26 protein-coding genes are annotated in these 26730 nt (G+C 68.2%); 9 read left to right on the forward strand and 17 right to left on the reverse strand.

The features are described 5' to 3' along the window. On the forward strand, nt 1-1344 hold a 1344-nt coding region (locus LQD00_RS19630; protein ID WP_406567068.1), incomplete at its 5' end, for an RCC1 domain-containing protein. 25 nt (nt 1345-1369) lie between these two features. On the opposite strand, the gene map is transcribed toward LQD00_RS19630, so the two are convergent. Next, the gene (map, locus tag LQD00_RS19635; protein WP_232718976.1) at nt 1370-2233 is read right to left on the reverse strand and encodes a type I methionyl aminopeptidase; all 864 of its coding nucleotides are present in this window, start codon (nt 2231-2233) and stop codon (nt 1370-1372) included. Nucleotides 2234-2377: 144 nt separating this feature from the next. Between map and LQD00_RS19640 the strand changes: the two genes are divergently transcribed. Genes LQD00_RS19640 through LQD00_RS19650 form a run of 3 tightly spaced genes read left to right on the forward strand, consistent with a single transcriptional unit; the run spans nt 2378 to nt 5282 of the window. Then, entirely contained in the window at nt 2378-3385 is a 1008-nt protein-coding gene (locus LQD00_RS19640; protein ID WP_232719158.1) for a heme/hemin ABC transporter substrate-binding protein, read from the forward strand. Further along, complete coding sequence (locus LQD00_RS19645; RefSeq protein WP_232718977.1) at nt 3382-4488, forward strand: FecCD family ABC transporter permease; 1107 nt, start codon at nt 3382-3384, stop codon at nt 4486-4488. Before LQD00_RS19640 ends, LQD00_RS19645 begins: the two co-directional genes overlap by 4 nt. Next, nucleotides 4485-5282, forward strand: a complete 798-nt coding sequence (locus LQD00_RS19650; RefSeq protein WP_232718978.1) for a heme ABC transporter ATP-binding protein — start codon at nt 4485-4487, stop codon at nt 5280-5282. The genes LQD00_RS19645 and LQD00_RS19650 overlap by 4 nt, the downstream gene beginning before the upstream one ends. 6 nt (nt 5283-5288) lie before the next feature. Here the strand turns inward: LQD00_RS19650 and LQD00_RS19655 are convergent, their stop codons facing one another. The 6 genes from LQD00_RS19655 to puuE form a co-directional block, all read right to left on the reverse strand. Beyond that, nucleotides 5289-7121 (reverse strand): penicillin-binding transpeptidase domain-containing protein, encoded by a 1833-nt coding sequence (locus LQD00_RS19655; RefSeq protein WP_232718979.1) that lies wholly within the window; start codon nt 7119-7121, stop codon nt 5289-5291. 82 nt (nt 7122-7203) lie between these two features. After that, on the reverse strand, nt 7204-8040 hold the full coding sequence (locus LQD00_RS19660; protein ID WP_232718980.1) for a GNAT family N-acetyltransferase: 837 nt from the start codon (nt 8038-8040) through the stop codon (nt 7204-7206). Between the two features lie 62 nt (nt 8041-8102). Next, nucleotides 8103-9290 carry a flavodoxin-dependent (E)-4-hydroxy-3-methylbut-2-enyl-diphosphate synthase gene (gene ispG / locus LQD00_RS19665; protein ID WP_006866855.1) on the reverse strand — a complete coding sequence of 396 codons (1188 nt, stop codon included), beginning with the start codon at nt 9288-9290 and terminating at the stop codon, nt 8103-8105. 65 nt (nt 9291-9355) lie between these two features. After that, nucleotides 9356-10582, reverse strand: a complete 1227-nt coding sequence (locus tag LQD00_RS19670; protein ID WP_232718982.1) for a M50 family metallopeptidase — start codon at nt 10580-10582, stop codon at nt 9356-9358. 34 nt (nt 10583-10616) lie between these two features. Next, complete coding sequence (gene dxr, locus LQD00_RS19675; RefSeq protein ID WP_232718983.1) at nt 10617-11789, reverse strand: 1-deoxy-D-xylulose-5-phosphate reductoisomerase; 1173 nt, start codon at nt 11787-11789, stop codon at nt 10617-10619. A 12-nt stretch (nt 11790-11801) separates the two neighbouring features. Next, the gene (gene puuE / locus LQD00_RS19680) at nt 11802-12788 is read right to left on the reverse strand and encodes an allantoinase PuuE (protein ID WP_232718985.1); all 987 of its coding nucleotides are present in this window, start codon (nt 12786-12788) and stop codon (nt 11802-11804) included. Between the two features lie 114 nt (nt 12789-12902). Between puuE and LQD00_RS19685 the strand changes: the two genes are divergently transcribed. Further along, nucleotides 12903-13184 carry a DUF2631 domain-containing protein gene (locus LQD00_RS19685; protein ID WP_005199001.1) on the forward strand — a complete coding sequence of 94 codons (282 nt, stop codon included), beginning with the start codon at nt 12903-12905 and terminating at the stop codon, nt 13182-13184. 69 nt (nt 13185-13253) lie between these two features. Here LQD00_RS19685 and rlmN read toward each other — a convergent pair whose 3' ends face one another. Then, entirely contained in the window at nt 13254-14360 is a 1107-nt protein-coding gene (gene rlmN, locus LQD00_RS19690) for a 23S rRNA (adenine(2503)-C(2))-methyltransferase RlmN (protein WP_232718987.1), read from the reverse strand. 30 nt (nt 14361-14390) lie between these two features. Here rlmN and LQD00_RS19695 point away from each other — a divergent pair, with 30 nt between their 5' ends. Further along, nucleotides 14391-14837 carry a LapA family protein gene (locus LQD00_RS19695; RefSeq protein ID WP_232718988.1) on the forward strand — a complete coding sequence of 149 codons (447 nt, stop codon included), beginning with the start codon at nt 14391-14393 and terminating at the stop codon, nt 14835-14837. Between the two features lie 9 nt (nt 14838-14846). Here the strand turns inward: LQD00_RS19695 and LQD00_RS19700 are convergent, their stop codons facing one another. The 5 genes from LQD00_RS19700 to LQD00_RS19720 form a co-directional block, all read right to left on the reverse strand. Next, nucleotides 14847-15713, reverse strand: coding sequence for a phosphatidate cytidylyltransferase (locus LQD00_RS19700; protein ID WP_232718989.1), 867 nt, complete (start codon nt 15711-15713; stop codon nt 14847-14849). Next, nucleotides 15710-16267 carry a ribosome recycling factor gene (frr, locus tag LQD00_RS19705; protein WP_232718991.1) on the reverse strand — a complete coding sequence of 186 codons (558 nt, stop codon included), beginning with the start codon at nt 16265-16267 and terminating at the stop codon, nt 15710-15712. Before frr ends, LQD00_RS19700 begins: the two co-directional genes overlap by 4 nt. Before the next feature lie 82 nt (nt 16268-16349). Continuing rightward, a complete protein-coding gene (gene pyrH, locus LQD00_RS19710) occupies nt 16350-17105 on the reverse strand; it encodes a UMP kinase (protein ID WP_232718993.1) in 756 nt (251 codons plus the stop codon). Nucleotides 17106-17138: 33 nt separating this feature from the next. After that, complete coding sequence (locus tag LQD00_RS19715; protein ID WP_232718994.1) at nt 17139-17909, reverse strand: glycosyltransferase family protein; 771 nt, start codon at nt 17907-17909, stop codon at nt 17139-17141. Next, nucleotides 17906-18931 carry an alpha/beta hydrolase gene (locus LQD00_RS19720; protein WP_232718995.1) on the reverse strand — a complete coding sequence of 342 codons (1026 nt, stop codon included), beginning with the start codon at nt 18929-18931 and terminating at the stop codon, nt 17906-17908. Before LQD00_RS19720 ends, LQD00_RS19715 begins: the two co-directional genes overlap by 4 nt. A gap of 284 nt (nt 18932-19215) precedes the next feature. Here LQD00_RS19720 and LQD00_RS19725 point away from each other — a divergent pair, with 284 nt between their 5' ends. After that, nucleotides 19216-20637 (forward strand): condensation domain-containing protein, encoded by a 1422-nt coding sequence (locus LQD00_RS19725; RefSeq protein WP_232718996.1) that lies wholly within the window; start codon nt 19216-19218, stop codon nt 20635-20637. Further along, nucleotides 20637-22361 carry an MFS transporter gene (locus LQD00_RS19730; protein WP_232718998.1) on the forward strand — a complete coding sequence of 575 codons (1725 nt, stop codon included), beginning with the start codon at nt 20637-20639 and terminating at the stop codon, nt 22359-22361. Before LQD00_RS19725 ends, LQD00_RS19730 begins: the two co-directional genes overlap by 1 nt. Here the strand turns inward: LQD00_RS19730 and tsf are convergent. After that, nucleotides 22333-23157, reverse strand: coding sequence for a translation elongation factor Ts (gene tsf / locus LQD00_RS19735; RefSeq protein WP_232719000.1), 825 nt, complete (start codon nt 23155-23157; stop codon nt 22333-22335). The two genes, LQD00_RS19730 and tsf, sit on opposite strands and share 29 nt — an antisense overlap. 55 nt (nt 23158-23212) lie before the next feature. Next, complete coding sequence (gene rpsB / locus LQD00_RS19740) at nt 23213-24034, reverse strand: 30S ribosomal protein S2 (RefSeq protein ID WP_005198990.1); 822 nt, start codon at nt 24032-24034, stop codon at nt 23213-23215. Between the two features lie 250 nt (nt 24035-24284). Between rpsB and LQD00_RS19745 the strand changes: the two genes are divergently transcribed. Beyond that, nucleotides 24285-24830, forward strand: coding sequence for a M23 family metallopeptidase (locus LQD00_RS19745; protein ID WP_406567069.1), 546 nt, complete (start codon nt 24285-24287; stop codon nt 24828-24830). Here LQD00_RS19745 and LQD00_RS19750 read toward each other — a convergent pair whose 3' ends face one another. Together LQD00_RS19750 and LQD00_RS19755 are read right to left on the reverse strand one after the other, a co-directional pair. Continuing rightward, a complete protein-coding gene (locus tag LQD00_RS19750; RefSeq protein WP_232719160.1) occupies nt 24831-25715 on the reverse strand; it encodes a tyrosine recombinase XerC in 885 nt (294 codons plus the stop codon). A 79-nt stretch (nt 25716-25794) separates the two neighbouring features. After that, nucleotides 25795-26661 carry a siderophore-interacting protein gene (locus LQD00_RS19755; protein ID WP_232719002.1) on the reverse strand — a complete coding sequence of 289 codons (867 nt, stop codon included), beginning with the start codon at nt 26659-26661 and terminating at the stop codon, nt 25795-25797. Nucleotides 26662-26730: the final 69 nt, after the last annotated feature.

Genomic DNA, 26730 nt, shown 5'->3' on the forward strand with positions numbered 1-26730 from the left:
GGCCCGCGTCGCGCGGCGCCCACCACCCCGGCCCCGGCGTTCCCGCCCCGAATCCCGCAGCAGCCCCCGTTCCAGCCGCACACCCCGCCCACCCCGCATCAGCCGCTCACCCCGGCCCCGGTCTTCGCCGGCGGCTTCCCCCCGCCGCCGCCGAAGAAGAAGCGGAACGGGCTCCTCTGGGGTGTGGGCGCAGGTGTCCTCGTCCTCGTCCTGGCGCTCGTGATCACCGCGATCGTCCTGGTCGGTTCCGACGACGCCCCGGCGACCACAGCCTCAGGGGCCTCGACCTCGACGAGCTCGTCGGCCGGATCGACGAGTGCCACACCGGGTTCGGGCGGCGACTTCGAGTCCATCGCCTCGAGCGGCGACAGCACCTGCGCGGTGCGCGGCGGCGAGCTGTTCTGCTGGGGCGGTAACCAGTACGGCACCCTCGGCGACGGTTCGACGACGGACCGGCCGCGCCCGGAGAAGGTGTCCGGTCTCGACGACGTGTCCGCCGTCGGCATGGGCGGCCTCGGCAGAACCTGCGCGATCGCCTCGGGGGACCTCTACTGCTGGGGCCAGGGCGCCGGACAGACCGGCCAGAACGTCACGCTGCCGACCAAGGTGCCCGGCCTGACCGACGTGAGCGCGGTGGCCGTCGGCCTCACCACCTGCGCCGTCAGCTCCGGCGACCTCTACTGCTGGGGCAACAACCTGCACGGACAGACCGGTGCGGGCACCGACCCCACGATCCCCACACCGACGCGGGTCTCCGGTCTGTCGAACGTCACGGCGGTCTCGACCTCCCACACGACGACCTGTGCCATCGCCTCGGGCTCCGCCTACTGCTGGGGCAACAACGCCGACGGTCAGGTCGGCGACGGCACCACCACCAACCGGTCCACCCCGACCGAAGTCGACCTGGACTCCCCCACCTCGATCAGCACGAGCCTCTACTCGACGTGCGCGGTCGCGAACGGTTCCGGCGGCGCCTCGGGGACCGTGTTCTGCTGGGGCGAGAACGGTTCCGGCCAGCTCGGCGACGGCACCGAGGTCAGCCGCCAACGACCGACGCCGATCGATGTCCGAGGCGCGACACAGGTCTCCACCACGGGTTACGCCGCCTGCGCCGCGGCGGGCGGTTCGGCCTACTGCTGGGGTTCACGGAGCGCGCTCCCCGACCATGCCCCGGACCGGATCAACGGGCTGTCGGGCGTCACCGAGGTGACCACCGGCTCGGCCAACGTGTGCGCGGTCGCCGGCGCGAAGATGTACTGCTGGGGACTCAACTCCAAGGGACAGCTCGGCAACGGCACCACGACGACGAGCAACGAGCCGCAGCCCGTGCGCTTCCCCGCCTGACCCACCCAGTGGGCGGGGACGCCGGTCAGGCGTCCGGCAGCGTCAGGATCTCCGCACCGTCCTCGGTGACCACGAGGGTGTGCTCGAACTGCGCGGTCCATTTCCGGTCGGCGGTCACGACGGTCCAACCGTCGTCCCACATCTCCCAGGCGAGGCCGCCGAGATTGATCATCGGCTCGATGGTGAACACCATCCCGGGTTCGAGGACGGTGTCGACGTTGGGCTCGTCGTAGTGCAGCACGACGAGCCCGTTGTGGAAGGTCTCACCGATGCCGTGCCCGGTGAAGTCGCGGACGACGCTGTAACCGAACCGATTCGCGTACGACTCGATGACGCGGCCGACGACGTTGAGTTCGCGTCCCGGCTTGACCGCCTTGATCGCCCGCTCGGTGGCGGTACGGGTGCGCTCGACGAGGTCGACGACCTCCTGCTCGACGTCCCCGGCGAGGAAGGTCGCGTTGGTGTCGCCGTGGACGCCGTCGATGTAGGCGGTGACGTCGATGTTGACGATGTCGCCGTCGGCGATGACGGTCGAGTCCGGGATGCCGTGGCAGATCACCTCGTTGAGCGAGGTGCAGCAGGACTTCGGGAAGTCCTTGTAGCCCAGCGTCGACGGGTAGGCACCGTGGTCGATCATGTACTCGTGGGCGATCCGATCGAGTTCATCGGTCGTCACGCCGGGTGCGACGGCCTTGCCGGCCTCGGCGAGCGCATTCGCGGCGATCTTGCCCGCGAGGCGCATCTTCTCGATGGTCTCCGGCGTCTGCACCCAGGGTTCGTGGCCCTCGTCGACGGTGGGTTTCCACGCGTACTCCGGCCGCTCGATGGAGTCGGGGACGGTTCGGATCGGCGTCGGGGTACCGGGGGTCAGGGCACTGCGAACTGGCATGCGAACCACTTTATCCGCCCACCCGGGGTGGACCGGTGCGCGGACGGCTTCGGCGCGACAACTAAGCTCGCCCTAAGACTTCCACGCCACTGGGCGTCGGGACCGGATTCGAAGGTGGTGACGGTGGGCGCGTCGATCAGATCGGTGCGGGCCTTGCTGGTGGTGGTCCTGACCGTCGTGACCGTCTCGGCGTGCTTCGTCACCCCGATCGAGCAGGACCGGCACTCCCCCGGCGCGCATCTGCGCAACGGGCCGCAGACGGCCACCCTCGACGGCAACGACGTGACACCCGTCGCAGACGATCCGAGATCGGCGCTGCCGGTCACCGTCGACTCCGTCCGCTACGGACCGGTGACCGTCACCGATACCAACCGGATCATCGCGGTCGACGTCAGCGGCACCCTCGGCAGCATCGTCTTCGCACTCGGTCTGGGTTCGCGGGTCGTCGGCCGCGACACCTCGACGGCCTTTCCGTCGGCGATCGGACTGCCGGTGGTGACGAATCGCGGGCACAGTCTCAACGCCGAATCCGTTCTGGCCCTTGCCCCGACGGTTTTGCTGGTCAGCGAGTCGACGGTACCGGTGACCGCGGTGGACCAGATCCGGGACTCCGGCGTCACCGTGGTGGTGTTCCCTGCCACCCGCGACCTCGCGTCCAACAACACGTTGATGCGGTCGGTCGCCAAGACCCTCGGCGTCCCCGAGGCGGGTGAGAAGCTCGTCGAACGCACCGATGCACAGATCGAGGCCGCCCGCGATCTCGTCCCCGACCCCTCCGGCGACCCGACGATGGCCTTCCTCTACATCCGCGGCCGCAACCTCCTGCTCCTCGCGGGCCCCGGTTCGGGCGCCGACGACCTGATCGCCGAACTCGGCGGCCGCGACGCCGGTGAGGCCGCGCAGCTCACCGGTGCGTTCACCGCCATCACCGCCGAGGCGATGATCACGGCCGACCCCGACGTCCTCATCGTCATGACCCAGGGTGCCGACACGGTCGGCGGACCCGACGGAGTTCTGACGCTCCCGGGCATCGCCGACACCGAGGCGGGCCGCAACCGCCGCGTCGTGCAGATGGACGAGAGCAAGATCCTGGCCTTCGGTCCCGACGTCGGACTCGTCCTCTCGGCGCTGGCGAAGGCGATCTACACATGAGCATCCGGACCGCCGAGACCAAGACCGAGACCACGGCACCCGTGACCGCCCGCTCGCACCGGGTGCGCAACACCGTCGTCGTCGCCGTGATGCTTCTCGCGACCGCGACGTTCGCGATCATCTCGGCCGGGATCGGCCAGGTGGAGATCCCGCCGCTGGAGGTGCTCGGCAGCATCGCGCACCATTTCCACCTCGAGACCGGACCGCTGCCCTCGCATCCCAACGGCGAAGGGGCCCTGTGGAATGTCCGGTTCCCGCGCATCGTGCTCGGACTGTTCGTCGGCGCCGCACTCGGCGCCGCGGGGTGCCTCCTGCAGGGCGTCCTCGCCAATCCGCTCGCCGAGCCGAGCATCATCGGGGTGTCCTCCGGGTCGGCCATCGGCGCCTGCCTGGTGATCGTCCTCGCGGGTGGTTCGGCGGGAGCCGGTGGGGCCGCCGGGAACTGGGCGCTGGCCGGAGCGGCCTTCCTCTTCGGCCTCGTCACCGCCGCCGCGGTCTACCTGCTCTCCCTGCGGGACGGATCGTCGTCGGCGATCATGCTGGTGCTGACCGGCATCGCGGTGAACGCCTTCGCCGCGGGCGTCATCGCCTTCCTGACCTTCGTCGCCTCCACCGCGGCCCGCGAGCAGATCGTCTTCTGGCAGCTCGGTTCGCTGGCCGGCCGCACCTGGAGCGAGATCTGGGTGGTGGCACCGCTCGTGGTCGTCGGCGTCGCGGCCTGCGTGCTCCTGGTCCACAAGCTCGACCTGCTCGCCCTCGGTGAGATCCAGGCGGCGTCGCTCGGTGTCAACGTCGAATCCGTTCGACGCCAGGCGATCGTGCTGACCGCGGTCCTCACCGCCGCTGCCGTGGCCTTCGCCGGGATCATCGCCTTCGTCGGTCTGGTGGTCCCGCACGTGATGCGGCTCATCGTCGGCCCCAAGCACTCGATCCTGCTGCCCACCAGCGTGATCGGCGGCGCGCTCGTCATCACCGGCGCCGACCTCGCGGCCCGCACGATGGTCGGCGACGCCGACCTCCCCCTCGGCATGTTCACCGCATTGATCGGCGGGCCGGTCTTCTTCATCCTGCTGCGTCGCAGCCGCGCGGGGGCGGGCTGGTGACCGCCGACGTGCAGTCCGCGGGCACGCCGGGCATCGCCGCCGAGGACGTCCGGGTCGAACTCGGCGGCCGTGAGGTCGTCCGCGGCGTCTCCCTCGAGGTCCATCCCGGCGAACTGGTGGCGCTGGTCGGCCCGAACGGATGCGGCAAATCGACGCTGCTGTCGGTGCTCTCGGGCACGCGTGGCCCGAAGAGCGGCCGCGTGACGATCGACGGACGGGACGTTGCGACCACCCCGCTGCGCGAGCTCGCACGACACCGCAGCGTGGTCACCCAGCAGAACCGGGTGGACACCCCGTTCACCGTCGCCGAGGTCGTCGCCATGGGGCGCTACCCCTGGATGCGTACCCCCAGGGCAGCCGACTCCCCCGCGGTCATCGCCGACGCCGTCGATCTGTGCGAACTCGCCGACATCATCGACCGCCCCTTCGCCCAGTTGTCCGGCGGTCAACAGGCCCGGGTGTCACTGGCGCGTGCGCTGGCCCAGGACACCCCGGTGATGATGCTCGACGAGCCGACCGCCGCCCTCGACATCCACCACCAGGAGCAGGTCCTGGAGATTCTGCGCATCCACCGCGACGCCGGGAACGCCGTACTGCTGGTCGTGCACGACCTGACCCTCGCGGCCGCCTACGCCGACCGCATCGCGGTGATGAAACACGGTGAGCTGCTCGCCATCGGTTCGACCGACGAGGTGATGACGGCCGAACTGCTGAGCCGCACCTACGACCATCCGGTCGAGGTCATCGACCACGGCGGGCGCCGGGTGATCCTGCCCGAACGCTCGTCCCGTTGATCGAGCTCAGCGGACCGCGTACCCCGGGCCCAGCCCGTCGAAGAAGTCGCGGGTGACGGCGACCGCGTTGTTCGAGTCGCCGCCGCGGACGACGAGCGTGGCGAAGGCGATGTCGCCGCGGTAACCGGCGAACCAGGCGTGCGATCCGCCGGCGAACTCGGCCTCACCGGTCTTGCCGAACACCGCTCCGCGACCGTCGATGACCGACGCGGTACCGCTGGTGATCACGGCACGCATCATCGGCCGCAGTTGCTGGTAGACCTCCGGCGGCATCGTCGGGGTCGGCCCCTCGATCTCGGTCGGCTTGTCCAGGATCAGTTGCGGCACGGGAGCTTTTGAGCCGTTGGCGACGGTCGCGGCGACGAGCGCCAGGCCGAGGGGCGAGACGAGCACCTTGCCCTGTCCGAAACCGTCCTCACTGCGTGCGACCAGTTCGTTCTCGATCGGCACCGAGCCGGACACCGCGTCGAGACCGGCGATCGAGTACCGCTGACCGATCCCCATCGCCGCGGCGGTGTGGGCGAGGTCCGAGGGCCCCATCTGGCTGGCGAGTTTGGCGAACGTGGTGTTGCAGGATGCGGCGAATGCCTGCAGCATCGACACCGTGCCGAGCGAGAAGCCGTTGTAGTTCGGGATGAGTCGCGGACCGATCTGGATTTCTCCCGGGCAGCCGACGGTGGTGTCTGGTCCGGCCATCTTGCGGTTGATGGCAGCCGCGGCCGTGACCATCTTGAACGTCGAGCCGGGCGGGTACAGGCCGGTCGTCGCGATCGGGCCCTGCCGGTCGGCATTGGGGTTCTGCGCGACGGCGAGGATTCGGCCGGTGGACGGCTGCACGACGACCATCGCGACCTGGAACCTGTTGGCGGCGTTGACCGCTCGCTGAGCGGCGTTCTGCACGGTCCGCGACAGGCTGAGTGACACGGCGGGCGACGGGTCGGCGTCGTGGTCGGCGAGCACGTCGGCGTCGAGTCCGTTGGGGTTCACCGAGACCACCCGCCATCCGGCCCGACCGGCGACCTCGCCGTCGACGACCTTCTTGACCTCGGTCAGCAGCGCCGGCGCGAACCTCGGGTCCTTGGGGACCAACTCGGCTTGTTCGTTGGTGACGACGCCGGGGATCGCGAGCTGGTCGCGCAGCCGGTCGAACTGGGCGTGGGTGAGGCGGGCCAGCGGATACTGCTGACCGTTCGAGGTGACCTGTTCGGTGATCAGCTGCTCGTCGAGGTCGCGATTGAAGGGACGCAGCACGGCGACCGCACTCGTCACCGAGGATGCGACCGAGGCACCCTGTTCGGTGGCCTTCTCCGGGTCTAAGTTCACGCCGACCACGGTGCCGTTGACCATGACCTCCGAACCGTCGGCCTCGTTCACCGTCGCCCGGGGCGCCTCGATGATCTGCAACGAGAGGCGTTGGTCCGCTCCGAGTTTCGGATGGACCGCGGTCGACGCCCACCGCACCGCCCAACCGGCGTCGGATCGACCCAGGTGCAGCGTGGCGTCGTACGACCAGTCACGGCCGCGCGGGAGCGCCCACGTGTAGTCGACCTCCACCTCGGCGGTGTCGCCGGTGACACGAACCCGACCGGCCTTGGCCTCGAGTTCCTCGGCGGCGAGTCCCGACCACGCCGACTCCATCGCCGAGCGGGACGTCTGCGGCACATCGGTGAGGGCGGCCGCGGCGTCGAGTTCCTGCTGGGAGTACGCCTCGAGGAATCGTTCCGCGGCGCGGCGCGGGCCGTCGTCCTCCGCGGACGAGCAGGCGGCGGTCGCGCTGATCACGACAGCACAGACCGCGACCATCACCGCCGGGGTCCATCGAGTTCGCATGCGCCACATCGCGGTCGAGTCTATGGCTGCGGGGCGCCGATACCGGGTAGGCACGCGGGAGGTCGCGGTGTGACCTGAGGCCGGGTGTCGATCAGTCGACGAGGACGGTCGCGAAGGTGCCGACCTCGGTGAACCCGATCCGGTCGTAGACCGCACGGGCGGTCTCGTTGAAGCTGTTGACGTACAGGCTCGGGAGTCGTCCGTGGGTCGCGATCGCCTCGGCGACCGCCGCGGTGCCACCCAGGCCCAGGCCCTCACCGCGTCGGTCCGGTGACACCCACACACCCTGGATCTGACCGACCCGCCGCGACAGCGACCCGATCTCGGCCTTGAACACGACGTCGGGACCGTCGAAGCGGGCGAAGACCCGTTGGGCGGAGATCAGCGACGCCAGCCGCCTGCGGTAGGAACGTCCGCCGTCGCCCGCGGTCGGGTCGACGCCGACCTCGCCGATGAACATGTCGATCGCGGCCGGCATGTAGGCGTCGAGGTCGTCGAGGGTGACCAGCCGCACGGCCGGATCCGACGGGACCGCCGGGCACCCGGACAGGACGAGCAGCGGCTGGACCGGGCGCACCTCCCGCGCCGGACCCCACACGGGTTCGATCTGCTGCCACATCGGCAACACCAGGTCGGCGCGGCCGACGATCGACGAGCAGGCGCGGGGTGCGGCGACAGCACGGTCGGAGAAGTAGTCGAGGTCGTCGGCGGACCCGATCAGCGGGATCAGGTTGGCACCGGAGAAACACAGCGACGTCGACGGGTCCTGTGCGGTCCAGAGTTCACCGCCGAGCAGACGCGGATTGATGCCGTGGGTCTCGAACCTCGCCGCGACCATGCACATCGCCACCGGATCGGACATGAGCACGCGTTCGACGCCAGCCGCATCACGCGCGCCGAGCGGTTTGTCGCCCAGTAGCTTCAGCACCACCGCTCCTCACTTCCCCACGGGAACCCACGACAGCGCCCGATCGGTTCGAGTCGTGGAGCCTAGGAGACGGTGACCACGGGCGAACCGACGTGCGTGCCGTCTCCAGTTTCCCCTGATTCCTCGGCAATCCGCAGCGCTTCTTCGATCAATGTCTCCACGATCTGCGCTTCCGGCACGGTCTTGATGACCTCACCCTTGACGAAGATCTGTCCCTTGCCGTTTCCGGAGGCGACACCGAGGTCGGCCTCGCGGGCCTCACCCGGTCCGTTGACCACGCAACCCATGACGGCCACGCGCAGCGGGACCTCCATGCCCTCGAGGCCCGCGGTCACCTCGTCGGCCAGCTTGTAGACGTCGACCTGGGCGCGGCCACACGACGGGCACGACACGATCTCGAGCTTGCGTGGACGCAGGTTGAGCGACTGCAGGATCTGGTCGCCGACCTTGATCTCCTCGGCCGGCGGCGCCGACAGCGACACGCGGATGGTGTCGCCGATGCCCTCGCTCAGCAGTGCGCCGAACGCGACGGCCGACTTGATGGTGCCCTGGAACGCCGGACCGGCCTCGGTGACGCCGAGGTGCAGCGGGTAGTCGCACTGGGCGGCCAGCTGGCGGTAGGCCTCGACCATGATCACCGGGTCGTTGTGCTTGACCGAGATCTTGATGTCGCCGAAGCCGTGCTCCTCGAAGAGGCCCGCCTCCCAGAGCGCCGACTCGACGAGCGCCTCGGGCGTCGCCTTGCCGTACTTCTGCAGGATGCGCTTGTCGAGCGAGCCCGCGTTCACGCCGATGCGGATCGGGATGCCCGCGTCACCGGCGGCCTTGGCGACCTCTTTGACGCGGCCGTCGAATTCCTTGATGTTGCCCGGGTTCACGCGCACCGCGGCACACCCGGCGTCGATCGCGGCGAAGATGTACTTCGGCTGGAAGTGGATGTCGGCGATGACCGGGATCTTGGACTTCTTGGCGATGATCGGGAGCGCCTCGGCGTCCTCGGGTCGCGGGCACGCCACGCGCACGATGTCGCAGCCCGACGCGGTGAGCTCCGCGATCTGCTGCAGGGTCGCGTTGATGTCGTGGGTCTTGGTGGTCGTCATCGACTGCACCGAGATGGGGTGGTCGCTGCCGACGCCGACCGAGCCGACGAACAGCTGCCGGGTCTTGCGGCGCGGGGCCAGGACCGGCGGGGGTCCGGCCGGCATGCCGAGTCCGATCGGCACGGCGTTGGCAGGAGTCGGGGCGTTCATCTCATTCACCTCTGTGATTCGGGTGTGGGTCTTGTCGGGCGTCTTGGGTGATTCGTTGTGGGAGGTCACCACGGATTGATCGGGTTGATGATGTCGGCAGTGAGGGTGAGCACCATGAAGCCGGCCATCACCACCACCGCGGCGTAGGTGATCGGGAGCAGCTTGTAGTAGTCCACGGCGGCGCCGGGGGCCCGGCCGAACCAGCGACGGACGGTGTCGCGGCCCTTCTCGTAGCCGACGATCGCCATGTGTCCGCCGTCGAGCGGCAGCAGCGGCACCAGGTTGAACAGGCCGAGGAAGAAGTTGATGCTGATCAGCAGCATCCAGAACATGTCCCACAGGCCGCGTTCGACCGCCTGGCCGCCGAGCACCGACGCGCCGTAGACGCTGACCGGGGTGTCGAGTGCGCGCTCTCCGCCGGTCACCGCGGTCCACAGCGCACCGATCTTGGTGGGCAGCGACAGCAGCGCGTTCCAGGTCTCCTTGATCAGGTCGCCGGTGAAGACGAAGGCGCCCGGGATCACGTCGAAGCCGCTGAAGTCCTTGATCGCCGGCGGGGCGTCGTAGGCGATGCCGACCATGTTGTACGACATCGACTCGGTGGTGCCGTCGGAGCGCTTGGCGGTGACGGTGACCGGCTCGGGGGTCATCGTCAGGTCGAGGCGTTCACCGGCGCGGTCGACGGTGAGGACGACCGGGCCCGTGGACTCGCGGATCACCGGGGTCAGGTCCGCGGCCTTGCCGACGGGCGTCCCGTTGATGGCCACGATCTCGTCACCTGGGCGCAGGCCCGCGGCGGCCGCGGGTCCGCCGCCGGTGCAGGGCGAGTTGGTCTGTTCGCCGTCGGCGATGGTGATCGTCGACGACACGCACTGGGTCTCGGCCACCTTCGCCGGGGTCGGCGGCGGGCTGAGGTCGGGCAGCCCGAAGGTGAGGCCGACGATGATGATCAGCACGAAGCCGAGGATGAAGTTCTGCGCGGGACCGGCGAACAGCACGACGAGCCGTTTCCAGGCCTTCTGCTTGTACATCGCCCGGTCCTGCTCGTCGGCGGTGAGCTCTTCGTGCGGGGTCATGCCCGCGATGTCGCAGAAGCCGCCGAGCGGGATTGCCTTCAGTCCGTACTCGGTCTCGCCGCGGCGCGTCGACCAGATCGTCGGCCCGAAGCCGACGAAGTAGCGACGCACCTTCATGCCGGTTGCCTGTGCGGCCCACATGTGACCGCACTCGTGCCAGGCGACCGACAGCAACAGTGCCACCGCGAAGAGCGTGACACCGATCGCGAAACTCACGTACTCACTCCATCCAGATCATGATGCACACCGATCACGACGAGGCGACGACCAGCTGCGCGGCGCGCTCCCGGGCCCACCGATCGGCGGCGAAGACCTCCTCCACAGTACCTGGCGCGACACGCCACTGATCCGCCTCGCCGAGCACCTCACCGATGATCTCGACGATCCGCGGAAAACGGATCGCACCTGCGAAGAAGCCGTCGGCGGCCGCCTCGTTGGCGGCGTTGTACACCGCAGTGAGACTCCCGCCACCCCGTCCCGCCGCCCGGGCGAGCTCGATCGCCGGGAAGACCTTGTCGTCGACGGGCTCGAACGTCCACGCCGAGGCGGTGGAGAAGTCGCATGCGGTGGACGATCCGGGGACTCGATCCGGCCAGCCCAGGGCCAGCGCGATGGGGAGTTTCATCGACGGCGGCGACGCCTTGGCGACGGTCGCGCCGTCGACGAAGGTCACCATCGAGTGCACGATCGACTGCGGATGGACGGTGACGTCGATGTGGTCGTAGTCGACGTCGAAGAGCAGGTGCGCCTCGATGACCTCGAGGGCCTTGTTGACCAGGGTCGCCGAGTTGAGGGTGATCATCGGACCCATCGACCAGGTGGGGTGCTTCCCGGCCTGCTCGGGGGTGACGTCTTGCAGCTGTTCGGCCGACCAGCCGCGGAACGGCCCGCCCGATGCGGTCAGGACCAGTCGGTCGACCTCTGCGGCGGTTCCGGCGCGCAGGCACTGCGCGATCGCGGAATGCTCGGAGTCCACCGGGACGATCTGGCCGGGGGCCGCCGCGTCGAGCACCAGTGATCCGCCGGCGACGAGGGACTCCTTGTTCGCCAGCGCGAGCCGCGCCCCGACACGCAGCGCCGCGAGGCTCGGGGCGAGCCCGATCGATCCGACGACCGCGTTGAGGACCACGTCGACACCGTCGTCGGCGGCGACCGCGTCGATCAGGTCGCACATGGCGTCGGCGCCACCGAGGACCGGCGTTCCGAGTCGTCCGGCGAGTTCGGCGGCACGCGGCTCGTCGGCGACGGCAAGCCGGGATGCCGGAACACCGAAGGCGGCGGCCTGGTCGGCCAGCAGGTCGAGGTTCCCGCCACCCGCACCGAGACCGGCGACCTCGAAGCGGTCGGGATGTTCGGCTATCACCTCGAGCGCCTGAACGCCGATGGAGCCGGTCGAACCGAGGATCAACACACGTGTGGGCACGGATCCATTGTGTCAGCCGGCCGGATGCACCTTCCGCCAGTGCTCCGCGATCTCGATACGGCGGGTGATCCACACGTCGTCGTGGGACTGGATGTGATCGAGGAACCGCTCGAGCGCCGCCAGCCGGGCCGGCCGTCCCACGAGCCGGCAGTGCAGTCCGACGGACAGCATCTTCGGCGCCCCCTCGACGCCCTCGCGGTAGAGCACGTCGAAGGCGTCGCGCAGGTGCGCGAAGAACTGCTCCCCCGACGGGAAGCCGCCGGGCGACGAGAACTTCATGTCGTTGGTGTCGAGGGTGTAGGGCACGACGAGGTGATCGACGAGCTCGTCGCCGCGCGGGACCTTCACCCAGTACGGCAGATCGTCGGCGTAACTGTCGGAGTCGTAGGTGAATCCGCCCTGTTCGACGACGAGCCGGCGCGTGTTGGGTGAGTCCCGGCCGGTGTACCAGCCGCGCGGCCGTTCCCCGGTGATCTCGGTGAGCAGTTCGATCCCCGTGCGCATGTGATCGCGTTCGACCTCGGGGTCGATCAGCTGATAGTTGAGCCACCGGTAACCGTGGCAGGCGATCTCGTGACCGCGTTCGACGAAGGCCGCCGCCACCTCGGGATTACGGGCCATCGCCTGGGAGACCGCGAAGATCGTCAACGGCAGTCCACGGCGGTCGAAAGCGCGCAGGACCCGCCACACCCCGGCCCGCGAGCCGTACTCGTACATGCTCTCCATGCTCATGTGCCGGTTCGGGAACGACTGTGCGCCGACCATCTCCGACAGGAAGGTCTCACTGCCGCGGTCGTTCTCGAGCACGTTGTTCTCGCCGCCCTCCTCGTAGTTGAGGACGAACTGGACGGCGATCTTGGCGTCACCGGGCCACTGCGGATTCGGCGGCGTGGCACCGTATCCGACCATGTCGCGGGGATAGGCCTCGGCACGGTGGTCGGCCAGGGAACGGCCCGCACCGGGACCGGCGCGGAACTCGGACGAAGGCATGTGCCGCATTCTGTCACCGAATCACCCACCGGGCTCGGTCGTCGAGATCACTGTGCCGCTATGCTGATCGAGAACTACTACCGTTCGTCAGACTTCTGACGACCCGCGCTGTGAGGAGTGGCTGTGGCAAGCACCGATGTGGAGCACACTGGCGGACACGCCGACGTCATCGACACCGGCTGGCGTCGTGAGCCCGCCGATGCACCGTCGGCTCGTTTCGGCTGGTTCGGATCGGCGACGAAGACCTTCTACGGTGCCGCCATCTTCTTCGCGGCCTTCCTGCTGCTCATGATGATCGGCAACCACACCGGTCACGTCGAAGATCTCTGGCTCATCGCCTTCGCGGTCGGCGTCCTGTACTTCGCGGTCCGCGGCTGGTGGATGAACCGCGGCAAGTGGTCCTGATCCACCACTGACCAGACATCGAAAAACGCTGAACGGCTTGGCCGTTCAGCGTTTTTCGTGTGTGCGCCGCTAGCGTTCTTCGGCGGCGAGCTGGCCGCAGGCCGCGGCGATCTCCTGGCCGCGGGTGTCGCGCACGGTGCAGGACACACCCTGCTCGCGGACGCGACGCACGAACTCCCGTTCCACCGGCTTGGGACTGGCATCCCACTCCGAGCCGGGTGTCGGGTTGAGCGGGATGAGGTTGACGTGCACCAGGGACCCGAGGGCCCTGTGCAGCTTCTGACCCAGCATGTCGGCCCGCCAGGGCTGGTCGTTGACGTCGCGGATCAGGGCGTACTCGATGGAGACGCGGCGTCCGGTGGTGTCGGCGTAGTAGCGTGCGGCCTCGAGGACCTCGGCCACCGACCAGCGGTTGTTGACGGGCACGAGGGTGTCGCGCAGTTCGTCGTCAGGGGTGTGCAGGGACACCGCGAGCGTGACGGCGAGACCCTCGTCGGCGAGGCGCCGGATCGCCGGGGCGAGGCCGACCGTCGAGACGGTCACCGATCGCGCCGAGATCCCCAGGCCGTCGGGTGCCGGTGAGGTGATCTGACGGACGGCGCTGACGACGCGCTTGTAGTTGGCGAGCGGTTCTCCCATGCCCATGAACACGACGTTCGAGAGGCGTCCCGGCTCGCCGAGTTCACCGTCGCGCAGTGCGCGCGCAGCGGCCCGCACCTGATCGACGATCTCGGCGGTCGACAGGTTGCGGTCGAGGCCGCCCTGTCCGGTCGCGCAGAACGGGCAGGCCATGCCGCAGCCCGCCTGGCTGGAGATGCAGAGCGTGTTGCGCTCGGTGTAGCGCATGAGCACGCTCTCGAGGAGGGTGCCGTCGTGCAACCGCCAGAGGGTCTTGCGAGTCGAGTCGTCGTCGCACGAGATGTGCCGGACCGGCGTGAGGAGTCGCGGGAAGAGTCTCTCGCGCACGGCGTCGCGGGAGGCCGCGGGCAGATCGGTCATCTCCTCGACGTCGCCGTTGAGGCGCGCGTAGTACTGACGGGCCAGCTGATTGGCCCGGAACTTCGGGAGACCCAATTCGGCCAGCGCCGCGACGCGGCCGGCGGCGTCGAGGTCGGCGAAGTGTGTCGGCGGCAGCCCGCGTTTGGGCGCGTCGAACACCAGCGGTAATGAGGTCATTGGGCCATTGTCGCATGTCATGATGAACCCATGACCACACCCGATCGCCGCCGAACCGGGAATCCGGTCCCCCAGTGGGGTTCGCAGGGCGAGCCCCACCCTGCTCACGACACCGTGCCCGTCCCCGAGCCCGTCCCCGAGCCCGCACCCGTGACCCCGGTGCCCGCCGGCGACGACCACGACGCCGTGCTGGCCGAGCGCGACCGTCTGCGCCGGACCGTCGCCGACGTCGAACACACGCGCACACGCGCGACCTGGTTCGGCGTCGTCATCGGCGCGATCATCCTGGTCCTGCTGCTGGTGTTCATCGTGCAGAACCTGGAGAGTCAGCGGATCGAGCTGATCTTCTGGGAGGTGAACCTCCCGCTCGGGGTCAGCCTGCTGATCGCCGCGATCGCGGGTGCGCTGATCGTCGCCCTCATCGGCGGCCTGCGCATGTTGCAGCTACGTCGGGCCCTGAAGAAAGCCGCTGGGTAGGCCGGTCTCCTACAGGAGAGCCGTCAGCACCGCCCACACCACGAACGCGGAGGGCAGGAGGCTGTCGAGGCGATCCATGATGCCGCCGTGGCCCGGCAGCAGTGTGCCCATGTCCTTGATGCCGAGATCGCGCTTGACCTGCGACTCCACCAGGTCGCCGAGCGTTGCGCACACCACGAGCACCGGACCGAGGATCAGGCCGATCCACCAGTGACTGCCGATCAGGAACGTGATGCAGCAGACCGCACCGATCGTGCCGACGAGCAGCGAGCCGACGAGGCCTTCCCACGACTTCTTGGGGCTGATCGCCGGCGCCATCGGGTGTTTGCCGAACAGCACCCCGGCGGCGTAGCCGCCGACGTCGGAGCAGACCACGACCACCATCAGGGTCGCGACGCGGGCCGCACCGTCCTCCTGTGTGACCAGGTGGACACCGAAGGAGGCCAGCAACGGCAGCCAGGCCAGCACGAACACCGTGAGGGCGAGGTCCTTGAGATAGTTCTCCGGCGCGTTGGAGATGCCCTGGGCGAGCAACTTCCAGACCATCGACACCAGGACGGTCGCGACGAACGCGACCAGTACGCCGGTGGGCCCGTACGGCCAGCTGGCCCAGATGATGGCCTGTCCGCCGATGAGCAGCGGCCAGAACGCGACGTTGTGGCCCGCGGTCTGCAACCGCTTGGTGACCTCCCAGGTCGCGATCGCGAAGGCGACGGCGACGAGGACGTACCAGAGCATCGGCGCGAACAGCAGGATCAGGATGATGCTGACGCCGAGTGTGCCTCCGACCGCGATGGCGGCCGGGAGGTCACGACCTGCCCGTGACTTCTTCTCCGGGCCGGTCTTGTTCTCGGGGTCGGATGCCTTCTCGCTCACACCTCGAGCAATTCGTCTTCTTTGTGCTTCACCAGTTCGTCGACCTGATGCACATAGGTGGCCGTGGTCTTGTCGAGTTCCTTCTCGGCCCGGGTGACCTCGTCCTCGCCCGCCTCACCGTCCTTCTGGATGCGCTTGAGCTCGTCGGCGGCCTTGCGGCGCACGTTGCGGATGGCGACCTTCGCGTCCTCGCCCTTGCCCTTGGCCTGCTTCACCAGTTCGCGACGACGCTCCTCGGTGAGCTGCGGGATGGCGATGCGGATGATCGTGCCGTCGTTGGTCGGGTTCACGCCGAGGTCGGAGTTGCGGATCGCGGTCTCGATGTCACGGAGGGTCGACGCCTCGTACGGCTTGATGACGACCAGGCGCGGCTCGGGCGTGTTGATCGACGCGACCTGCGTCACCGGGGTCATCGCACCGTAGTACTCGATGTTGATCTTGTTGAACATGGCCGGGTTCGCACGTCCGGTGCGGATGGAGCCCATGTCCTCCTTGGCGACGTTGACCGCCTTCTCCATCTTCTCCTCGGCGTCGAGCAACGCGTCGTCGATCATCTTCGTCCTTGTTCCGTTCGGTAGGGCCTGTGCAGGCCTTGTTCTCGTGCGGGCCGTGTTGTCGTGCGGTTCGCCGGGGTTACTAGGTGCTCACCAGCGTGCCGATCCGGTCACCGGCCACCGCCCTGGCGATGTTGCCCTGTTGGAGCAAATTGAACACCAAGATCGGCATCTTGTTGTCCATACACAGACTGAAGGCGGTCGCGTCGGCGACCTTGAGCTCCTTGTCGAGGACCTCGCGGTGGGTGATCTCGGTGAACAGCTTGGCGTTCGGATCGGTGCGCGGATCGGCGTCGTAGACACCGTCCACGGCCTTGGCCATGAGGACCACCTCGGCCTTGATCTCCAGCGCACGCTGGGCCGCGGTGGTGTCGGTGGAGAAGTACGGCATGCCCATGCCGGCGCCGAAGATGACCACGCGCCCCTTCTCGAGGTGACGCTGGGCGCGCAGCGGCAGGTACGGCTCGGCGACCTGGCCCATGGTGATGGCGGTCTGCACGCGGGTGCTGATGCCGCGCTTCTCCAGGAAGTCTTGCAGTGCAAGGCAATTCATCACGGTGCCGAGCATGCCCATGTAGTCCGAGCGGCTGCGGTCGAGGCCACGCTGCTGCAGTTCGGCACCGCGGAAGAAGTTGCCTCCACCGATGACGACGGCCACCTGCACCCCGGAGTTGACGACGTCGGCGATCTGATCGGCCACGGTCGCCACGACGTCCGGGTCCAGACCGACCTCTCCCCCGCCGAACATCTCACCGCCCAGCTTCAACAGGACTCGTTTGAATCCGGCACGCTCGGCTTTCTTGAGATCGGATGGGGTGGGATCGGGCGCTTCGCTCATTCGCTTCCTCACTCGTCGGTTCGGTGAACTATGTTACGTCCTCACCGAATGCGACTCGCGACACGCGTACTCCTCGGCCCGGGGCGCCACCGGAAACGTCTGCACACATCGGTAGCCGTCGTCTTCGGGCAGAAACTGGGTCAGCGGAGCCTGCGAGTCCTCGATCCCGAGCCGTTCGAGCAGGGTGACGACGATCTGGCGCGCCACCGGGCCGAGTTCCGCCAGCGGTCGACTCCGCAGTTCCCGGATCCCCAGATCGGCCTGGCCGACGGCATCGATCCCGTGCTCGGCGACGGTGTCGAGGAGGATGCCGATGTCGACGCCGTGGCCGGGTGCGAACGGGATCGACCTCAGCAGGTCCCGGGTTCCGGCGAGGTCTCCGCCGATCGGCGCAATGATCGCCCCGAGTTCGGGACACAACGACGCAATGAGGGGGCGCACCAGCAACTCGGTGACACGACCACCGCCGGTCGGGTCCCGGTGGTATCCCTTGACCAATTGCATGCCCGGCGAGGTGAGGAGTGGGCCGAGCAGTCGGGAGACGTCGGCCGGGTCGGGTTCCACCACGTCGCCGTCGAGGAAGACGACGAGATCGCCGGCGGTGGTCCCGAGCGCCCGCCACAGCACGTCTCCCCGTTCCGCCCGCGGTCCCGGATCGGCGATGACGATCTCGTCCACAAGCGCCCCGACGAGCGGGGCGACCGAGTCGACGACGGCGGCCACGGCCACCTCCCCGTCGAACGCCGGGATCACCACCGAGACGGTGCGGCTGCCCTTACGCCCGACGAGTTCGTCGGGCGTCACCCGGCGAGTGCCGCGCGGAACTGGGGCCAGGCGCGGTGCAGTTCGTCCTGCCAGTACGGCCACGAGTGGGTGCCGCCCTCGTACAGGTGGAAGGTCGCGGGCACCCCGACCTCGCGCATCCGGCGCTGCAGGTTGCGCGTGCACTCGGCCGTCGCGGTCTCGATCACCGCGCCCACGGCGAGCTGGTCGAAGAGTTTGGAACCGTTCCCGTCGATACCCGGACCGTCGATCGTGTCGTAGCGCCCCGGCGCACCGGAACCGTTGGACACATAGATCGACTTCCCGCGGAACGACTCCGCGTGGACGAAGGGATCGTTGGCGCGCCAGGCCGGACTCGTCGGCGGCCCCCACATGTTGAGGGTGTTGCCGTGGCCGCGTCCCTCGACGACCATGCGCACCACGGCCTGCCCCTGTGGATCACTCGTCTGCGCACATCCGCTGAACGAACCGAGCGCCTCGTACAGCTCGGGCGCGTGCAGCGAGAGCTGGAACACCGACGTACCGGCCATCGAGATCCCGGCGACCGCGTTGCGGCCGTTGGCGTCGAGACGACGGTCGATCACCTCGGGGAGCTCCTCGGTGAGGAACGTGGCCCATTTTTGCACCCCGAGCACCGGATCCGGGCGCCGCCAATCGGTGAAGTAGCTCGCGGCGCCACCCATGGGAACGACCACGTTGACATGCTGATCGGCGAAGTAGGTGCGGATGTCGGTGCGGTCGAACCAGCTGCTACCGCCGTCACCGCCGGCGGCGCCGTTGAGCAGGTACAGCGTGGGAGCAGGCCGATCCCCTTTGGCGGGAAGCACTTTCACGGTCATCGTGTTGCGCATGGCGCTCGACCTCACCGCTAGGTCGATCTCGCCCGCACGCTGCACGCGCTCGGCGACGATCGACGCCGGATTCGGTTCCGCCGCAGCAGAACCCGGCAACCCAACCACCATCGCCAGCACCGACAACGCGACGAGACCCACCGCTCCGATGACACGGCGACCGTTCACCCCGGCGACATCCTGTTCGTTCATCCACTCCGCTTTCCTGCAGCACGACCGCCGATGCGAGCCACATCACATCGATGCGGAGGCAGTCTGCCGGACAATTCGAGCGGTGTCCAATGCGGTCAAATGTCCAGGAATTCAGACTTTCTCACACAAATCAGACACTTTGGCCGGAAAACTGTTCTGGTGAACCGAATCTCGGGTACCGTCCGTGCGATCGTCGAAACTTGTCAGTCAGACGAATGACAACGCTCGTAATCAAATTGCATCGCCCGCAAGTAAATCCCCTTCAGCAAAGAGGTGGTCACACCATGATTAAGTTCGGACTGATCGAGGAGTGGGATCCGCGCCCCGGTCACCTGACGAGTTGGGTGGCCTCACTCGCCTCGGTCACCACGGCGGGACTGGCTCCCGTCCACCCCGTCCCCGCCTCACACCAGCAGGAGGAGTACCTGAAGGTTGCGTGGCGCAACGAATCTGCAGGTTTCCGGTTCGCCCGGTTGTGCCTCATGGCGTTCGACGTCAACGCCCCGTTGGACGTCGATGCGATGACCACGGCGGTGAACCAGTTCGTCCGGCGGCACGACAGCTTCCGCTCGTGGTTCTCCATGGAGGACGACGGTTCGGTGCTTCGTCACCTCGTGCCCACCGAGGACATCGAGATGGTGCCGGTCGATCACGGGGACCTCGACGCCGAGCGACTTTGTACGCTCGTACAGGAAGAGACGTCGGGCCCGTTCAACTGGGACTGCTTCACCTTCGGAGCGATCGAATGGGAGGGTGGTTTCACGGTCTACGCGGCCGTCGACCACCTCAACACCGACGGCATCTCGCAGGCGTCGACCTGCCTGGAGCTCATGACGCTCTACATGAACGCCGCATTCGACGCGGGCGCCGAATTGCCGCCCGTCGGAAGCTATATCGACTACTGCGCCCGGGAACGCGCCATCTCGCGGCAGCTCACCCGGCACTCACCCCACGTCGAACGGTGGATCGACCTGGTCCGGGCCAACGAGGGCCGGCTGCCGAGTTTCCCGCTCCCCCTCGGCACCGACTCCGAGGGGTACACGCGGAGTGCGCTCATGAACGCGACGGTGTTCGACGAAGCCGCCGCCCAGCGCTTCGAGGACGTCTGTCGTGACCTGGGTTCCAACGTCATCGCCGGGATCATGGCCGTCGCCGCACTGGTCCACGCCGAATTCACCGGCAAGAGCGACTATTTCGGCATGACGCCGAAGAGCACGCGGTCCGGTGCCGAGGAGATGAACTCGGTGGGCTGGTTCACCAGCCTCATCCCGGTTCCGCTGACGGTCGACGACACGACGTCGTTCCGCAGCCTCGCACCGCAGGCGGCGCAGAGCTACGCCGCCGGGAAAGAGCTGACCGACATCTCGTTCCACCGGGTACTGCAGCTCGCCGAACCCGAGGACGGCCTCGACGTCAAACCGGGCTGGTCGGTGCCGATGGTCTCCTACGTCGACGTGCGCAAACTGCCGGGCGTGGAGATCTTCGAGGCCGGGAACGGTTGTCTCTTCGGCAACCGCGGGAGCAGCGAGGAGGTCTACATGTGGGTGAACCGATTCCCCACCACCACCTCGATCACGTTCCTCTACCCGAACACCGCCATCGCGCAGGAATCGGTGCAGCGCTACGTCGAACGCTTCGTCGACGTCATCAGCGCGGTGGCCGACCAGGGTGACTACTTACCGTCGTTGCCCGCACTCACATCGTGATGGCGGGCCCGGCGTGGCTGGCCCTCGCCGGGTGCCTGCTGGGCGTGTTCATGCAGATGCTGGACACGACCATCGTCAACATCGCGCTGCCCGATCTCACCGTCGACCTCGGGGCATCGACCTCACAGCAGCTCCTGGTGCTGACGGTGTACACACTGTCGTTCGCGTGCACCCTGCTCACCGCGGCCACCCTCGGCGGCCGGTACGGGCGTCGCCGTCTGTTCGTGATCGCGATGGTCGCTTTCACCCTCACCTCGATGTTGTGCGGTCTCGCAACAGATCCCGTGATGCTCATCGTCTTCCGGGGTGCACAGGGTGTCAGTGCTGCCTTGATGTCGGCCCAGACGCTGGCCCTCATCGCCGCCCTGTTCACCAGGGAGCGCCACGGGCTGGTCTTCGGCATCTACGGCGCGGTGGCGGGACTGGCCGCGATCCTCGGTCCCGTCGTCGGCGGGCTGCTGGTGCACGCCGACATCGCCGGATGGGGTTGGCGCACCATCTTCTTCGTCAACCTCCCGCTCGGCGTGCTCGCGTGCGTACTGGCGTGGCGTCGACTCCCGGCCGCGCTCGATCCTGATCCCGACCGGCCGGACATCCTCGGCATGGTGCTCTCGGCCTCCGCACTGTTCCTGCTGCTGTACCCGTTGGCGGTGGGCCGGGAACAGCAGTGGCCGGCCCCGCTGTGGATCATGCTCGGCGCCGCCGGCATCCTGTCGGTCGTCTTCGTCTGGCACCAGAAACGCCTTGCCGCGCAGGGCGGTACACCGCTGCTGCGCATGACGCTCTTCTCCTCGCGCCGGTTCGCGGCCGGACTCGCCATGTCGCTGTTGTTCTTCAGCCTGTTCGCGGGATTCTTCTTCACCGTGTCGATCTCGGCGCAGTTCGGCCTCGGGTACTCGGCACTGGACACCGGGCTCCTCGCGTTGCCGTTCGCCGGCGGTGCCGCCGTCGGGTCGGTCGCGTCACCGTGGGCGGTCGCCCGCATCGGGGCGCCCCGGGTTCTGCTCGGCGGTGTGGTCACCGTCGGGGTGGCGTTCGCGTGGATCGCGCTGACGCTCGACCCGGCATCGGAAATCCTTCCGGTGAGCGCGATCCTGGTTCCCCTGGTCCTCGGCGGGGTGGGTACCGGACTGTTCGTCGCGCCCCTGCAGGCGGTCATCCTCTCCGACACCTCGCCGGATACGGTCGGGTCGGCCAGCGGCACCATCCCCACCGTGCAGCAGATCGGGGCGTCGATCGGCCTGGCGCTGGTGACCATGTTCTTCTTCGGTCAGGTGGCCGGACAGACCGGCACCAGCGTGCCCGCAGTGCGGGCCGAACTCACCGTCGCACTGGAGGATTCGCCGGTGGACCCGATGTTCCGGCCGACCGTCGCCGACCGGTTCGCCTGGTGCGCGTCGGAACAGCTCACCTCACCGCATCCGGAACGACCGGCCCCCGGGTGCGTCGGCACCCCGACGAACAGCGCGGCCGCGGCGATCGCCACCGAGGCGCAGCCCTACACGCAGGAGGCGGCGCAGTCCGTCACCGCCCGCACCTTCCTGGGTGCGTTCCGCACGACGCTGTGGGTGCTCGCCGCACTCGCCATCGGCGTCGGTGGCATCACTTTCATGTTGCGCCGCAACGACAACCGCCCCGCCTCCACGATGGGAGACGGGGCGGTCGAGTCGTCGTCCGGGGAGACCCCGGAAGCGATCAGGCCTGTCCGACCTCGAAGCGGGTGAAGCCCTTGACGGTCACACCGGCCTCGTCGAGCAGAGCCTTGACGGTCTTCTTCGAATCCTGGACCGACGGCTGGTCGAGCAGCACGACGTCCTTGTAGAAGCCGTTGACGCGACCCTCCACGATCTTGGGCAGAGCCTGCTCCGGCTTGCCCTCCTCCTTGGCGGTCTGCTCGGCGATACGACGCTCGTTCTCGACGACGTCCGCGGGGACCTCTTCGCGAGTGGCGTACTTGGCCTTGAGAGCTGCGACCTGCATGGCGGCGCCGCGAGCGGCCTCCTCGGCACCCTCGCCCTCACCGGCGTAGGACACCAGCACGCCGACGGCGGGCGGGAGGTCCGAAGCACGCTTGTGCAGGTACACGGCGACCGGGCCGTCGTAGAAGACGACGCGACGGAGCTCGAGCTTCTCGCCGATCTTGGCCGAGAGCGCGGCGATGGCCTCGTCGACCGTGCCGCTGCCGAGAGCAGCCTTCTTCAGCTCCTCGACATCGTTGGTCTTGGCCTCGGCGGCCGCGGTGACGATGTCATCGGCGAGCTTCTGGAACTCGTCGTTCTTGGCGACGAAGTCGGTCTCGGAGTTGATCTCGATCAGGGCGCCGCCCTTGGCGGCGACCAGGCCCTCGGCGGTGGAGCGCTCAGCGCGCTTGCCCACGTCCTTGGCGCCCTTGATGCGCAGCTCCTCGACGGCCTTGTCGAAATCACCGTCGTTGTTGGCCAGCGCGTTCTTGCAGTCCAGCATTCCAGAACCGGTGAGTTCGCGAAGTCGCTTCACATCGGCTGCGGTGTAGTTCGCCATCGTTGGCGAGCCTCCTTCGAAAGAGTGTGGTGGGACCGAATTGCTGCGGCAGGTGTTACTGGGCAGCCGGTGCGTCGGTGGCTGCTTCGCCACCGGCCGGAGCCGCGGCCTGGGTCAGCAGTTCCTGCTCCCACTCGGCGAGCGGCTCACCTGCGGCTGCTTCCGGCTTGGCGTCGCCACCGGCAGCGCCGGCGCGGGCCTGCAGGCCCTCGGCGACGGCCGAGGCCACGACGCGGGTCAGCAGAGCAGCCGAACGGATGGCGTCGTCGTTACCCGGGATCGGGTAGTCGACGAGGTCGGGGTCGCAGTTGGTGTCCAGGATCGCGATGACCGGGATGTTCAGCTTGCGTGCCTCACCGACGGCGATGTGCTCCTTGTTGGTGTCGACGACCCACACGGCCGAGGGGACCTTGGCCATGTCGCGGATACCGCCGAGCGTGCGCTCGAGCTTGTTCTTCTCGCGGGTCAGCATCAAGATCTCCTTCTTGGTGCGACCCTCGAAGCCACCGGTCTGCTCCATGGTCTCCAGCTCCTTCATGCGCTGGAGACGCTTGTGCACGGTGTTGAAGTTGGTGAGCATGCCGCCGAGCCAACGCTGGTTGACATAAGGCATACCGACGCGGGTGGCCTCAGCGGCGATGGACTCCTGAGCCTGCTTCTTGGTGCCGACGAACAGGATGGTGCCGCCGTGGGCGACGGTCTCCTTGACGAACTCGTAGGCCTTGTCGATGTAGGTCAGCGTCTGCTGCAGATCGATGATGTAGATGCCGTTGCGGTCGGTGAAGATGAATCGCTTCATCTTCGGGTTCCAACGGCGGGTCTGGTGCCCGAAGTGTGCGCCGCTGTCAAGCAGCTGCTTCATGGTCACGACAGCCATGAGATTTCCTTTTGTCGCAGTTGTCTGTCGGCACCGGGTTGGTGTCCGACCCTGGCGCCTGCCGGCGGAATGTCACCCGATTCCGGTGGATGACCGGGTTCGGGACTGCACATTCGGCGTGTTGTCGCAGGCGCGCGAAGTCACCCCATCAACAACCGATGAGGTGCGGACGAGAGTTTACGCGCGTCGACCAGCGAAAACCAAAACGCTCCGGCCCCCTGCCCCGGCGATGGATCCGGATCGCGCTCCGGTGCGTCCAACAGGAGTGCACACCTCGTGTTCCCGCACCGCGTTGGCGGCGTCCTTGTTCCTGGTCATCCTGTGCTCGACACCGTCCCAGGGTAATGCCGCGCCGCATCCCTATTCCGCCCCGCTGTCACCCCGCCCCACCGTCGTGACCGGCTTCGATGCGCCGGAGAAACGGTGGCAACCGGGTCATCGCGGCGTCGACCTCGCGGCCGTGCCCGGTGTCGTGGTCTCCGCGGCCGGTGCGGGCCGGGTGCGGTTCGCGGGTCGGGTGGCTGGTCGTCCGGTCGTCTCGGTGCAACACCCGGACGGACTGATCACGACCTACGAGCCCGTCGAGGCGACCGTCGACGAGGGCGCCCATGTGTACCGCGGCGAGCCGATCGGCACGCTCGTCGCCGGGCATCGGCATCCGGGATGTCCGACCCCCGCGTGTCTGCACTGGGGCGCTCGGCGCGGGGCGGGACGCGAGGCCGAGTACCTGAATCCCCTGGGTCTGCTCGGGGCCGTGCGGGTCCGGCTCAAGCCGCTCGGCCCGGAGCCGCCGTGATCACGCTCGAGGGTGCACCTGACGGTGCACCGCGCGGAGGCGTTCGACGCTCACATGGGTGTAGATCTGCGTCGTCGCCAGCGAGGAGTGCCCGAGTAGTTCCTGTACGACGCGTAGGTCGGCGCCACCTTCGAGGAGGTGTGTCGCGGCGCTGTGGCGGAGTCCGTGCGGTCCCATCGCCGGGCCACCGGCTGCCCGGACCGCCTCCGACACCACCGACCGTGCCATCCGCTGGTCGAGCCTTCCACCGCGCGCGCCGAGGAGCAGCGCCCCTCCGGACGCCTCGGTGGCCAGCGCCGGACGCCCGCGTCGCAGCCAGTTGTCGATGGCCTCGGCCGCGGGTTCGCCGTAGGGCACGGACCGTTCCTTGTCGCCCTTGCCGATCACGCGCAGGATTCGACGCCCTGTGTCGACGTCGTCGATGTCGAGCCCACACAATTCGCCGACGCGAATCCCGCTGGCGTACAACAATTCCAGGATCAACCGGTCCCGGATTGCGATCGGGTCGTCGGGCTCGCGCTCCTGCGCGGTCGCTCCGATCGCGGCGTCGGCCTGTCCGGGTGCGAGGACTGCCGGCAGTGTGCGATGGGCTTTCGGCGCCTTGAGTCGCTGCGACGGGTCGGCGGCCATGATGCCCTCGCGAACCGCCCACGCGCAGAAGGTCTTCGCCGCGGAGACCTGACGCGCGATCGTCGTGCGGGCGGCACCGCGTTGCGTCAGCTCGGCCAGCCAGGCCCGCAGGAGAGCGAGGTCGATGTCCGCCGCAGCCACTCCCCGAGCACCCGCGAACGACAGCAGCGCCCGCGCACCACCGACGTAGGCGCGGATGGTGTGTTCACTGCGACCCTTCTCCAGGCGCAGGTGATCGGCGAAGTCGTCGAGCATGCCCGCCAGCACATCGCGCGGCGGGAGCAGGCGCAACCCCACACGCGGTGCCGTGGCCGGATCGATGCCGACCGCGTGCCTATCGGCCGGCCGGTGCGGCTTCCTCGGCGGCGCGCAGCTCGGCCTTCCAGGTCCGGAAGCCTTCTTCGGTACGGCCGCGGCGCCAATATCCGGAGATCGACGCGTTGGCCGAACTGACCTTGCGTTCCTTGCGGATGTAGCTGCGCAGGTTGTGCATGACGGCCTGTGCCTCACCGTGGATGAAGACATGCGGTTCGCCGTCGAGCCATTCCGCGTTGCGGACGGCCGCGATGAGGGGTGCGTTGTCGCCGGCGACCGAGTCGTCGACCTCGCCGGCCGGTCCGCCGCGGTGGACCCAGACGATCTCCGCACCTGCGGGTGCGATGAGGTCGAGCTCGTCCTCGGGTCCGGCGACCTCGATGAACACCTTGGCGATCGCATCGGCGGGAAGCGACTCGAGGGCGGCGGCCACGGCGGGCAGCCCGGCCTCGTCGGCGGCGAGGAGGTGCCACGGGGCATCCGACTTCGGCCGGTATCCACTGCCCGGACCGATGAACCGCACGGTCTCCCCCGGTTCCACCGATGCGGCCCACGGTCCGGCGATGCCCTCGTCGCCGTGGACGACGAAATCGACGAGGATCTCGCGGGCCTGCGGGTCGACGCGGCGGACGGTGTAGGTGCGCAGGACCGGTTGCTGCTCGGGCGGCATCGTCGACCGGACCTCGGCGAGGTCGAAAGGTTCCGGGTAGGTCACGCCCTCCGGGGCGAAGATGAATTTCACGTACATGTCGGTGTCGGCGTCACCGGATGCACCGACCGCCACCTGGAAGTCGTCGAACCCGTCGCCGCCGAGGTAGAGACGGACGAAGTGCGGGCTGATCTGCTCACGACGGAGCACCGTCATCGTGTTCACGCGCTTGGCCATGGAACCTCCTTGTCGCGTTCACCTTACGCCAATTACTTAGGCGAACCTAAGACGCGGTGCCGGTTTGTC

It is taken from the genome of Gordonia metallireducens, from assembly GCF_021245825.1.
Lineage (GTDB): Bacteria > Actinomycetota > Actinomycetes > Mycobacteriales > Mycobacteriaceae > Gordonia > Gordonia namibiensis.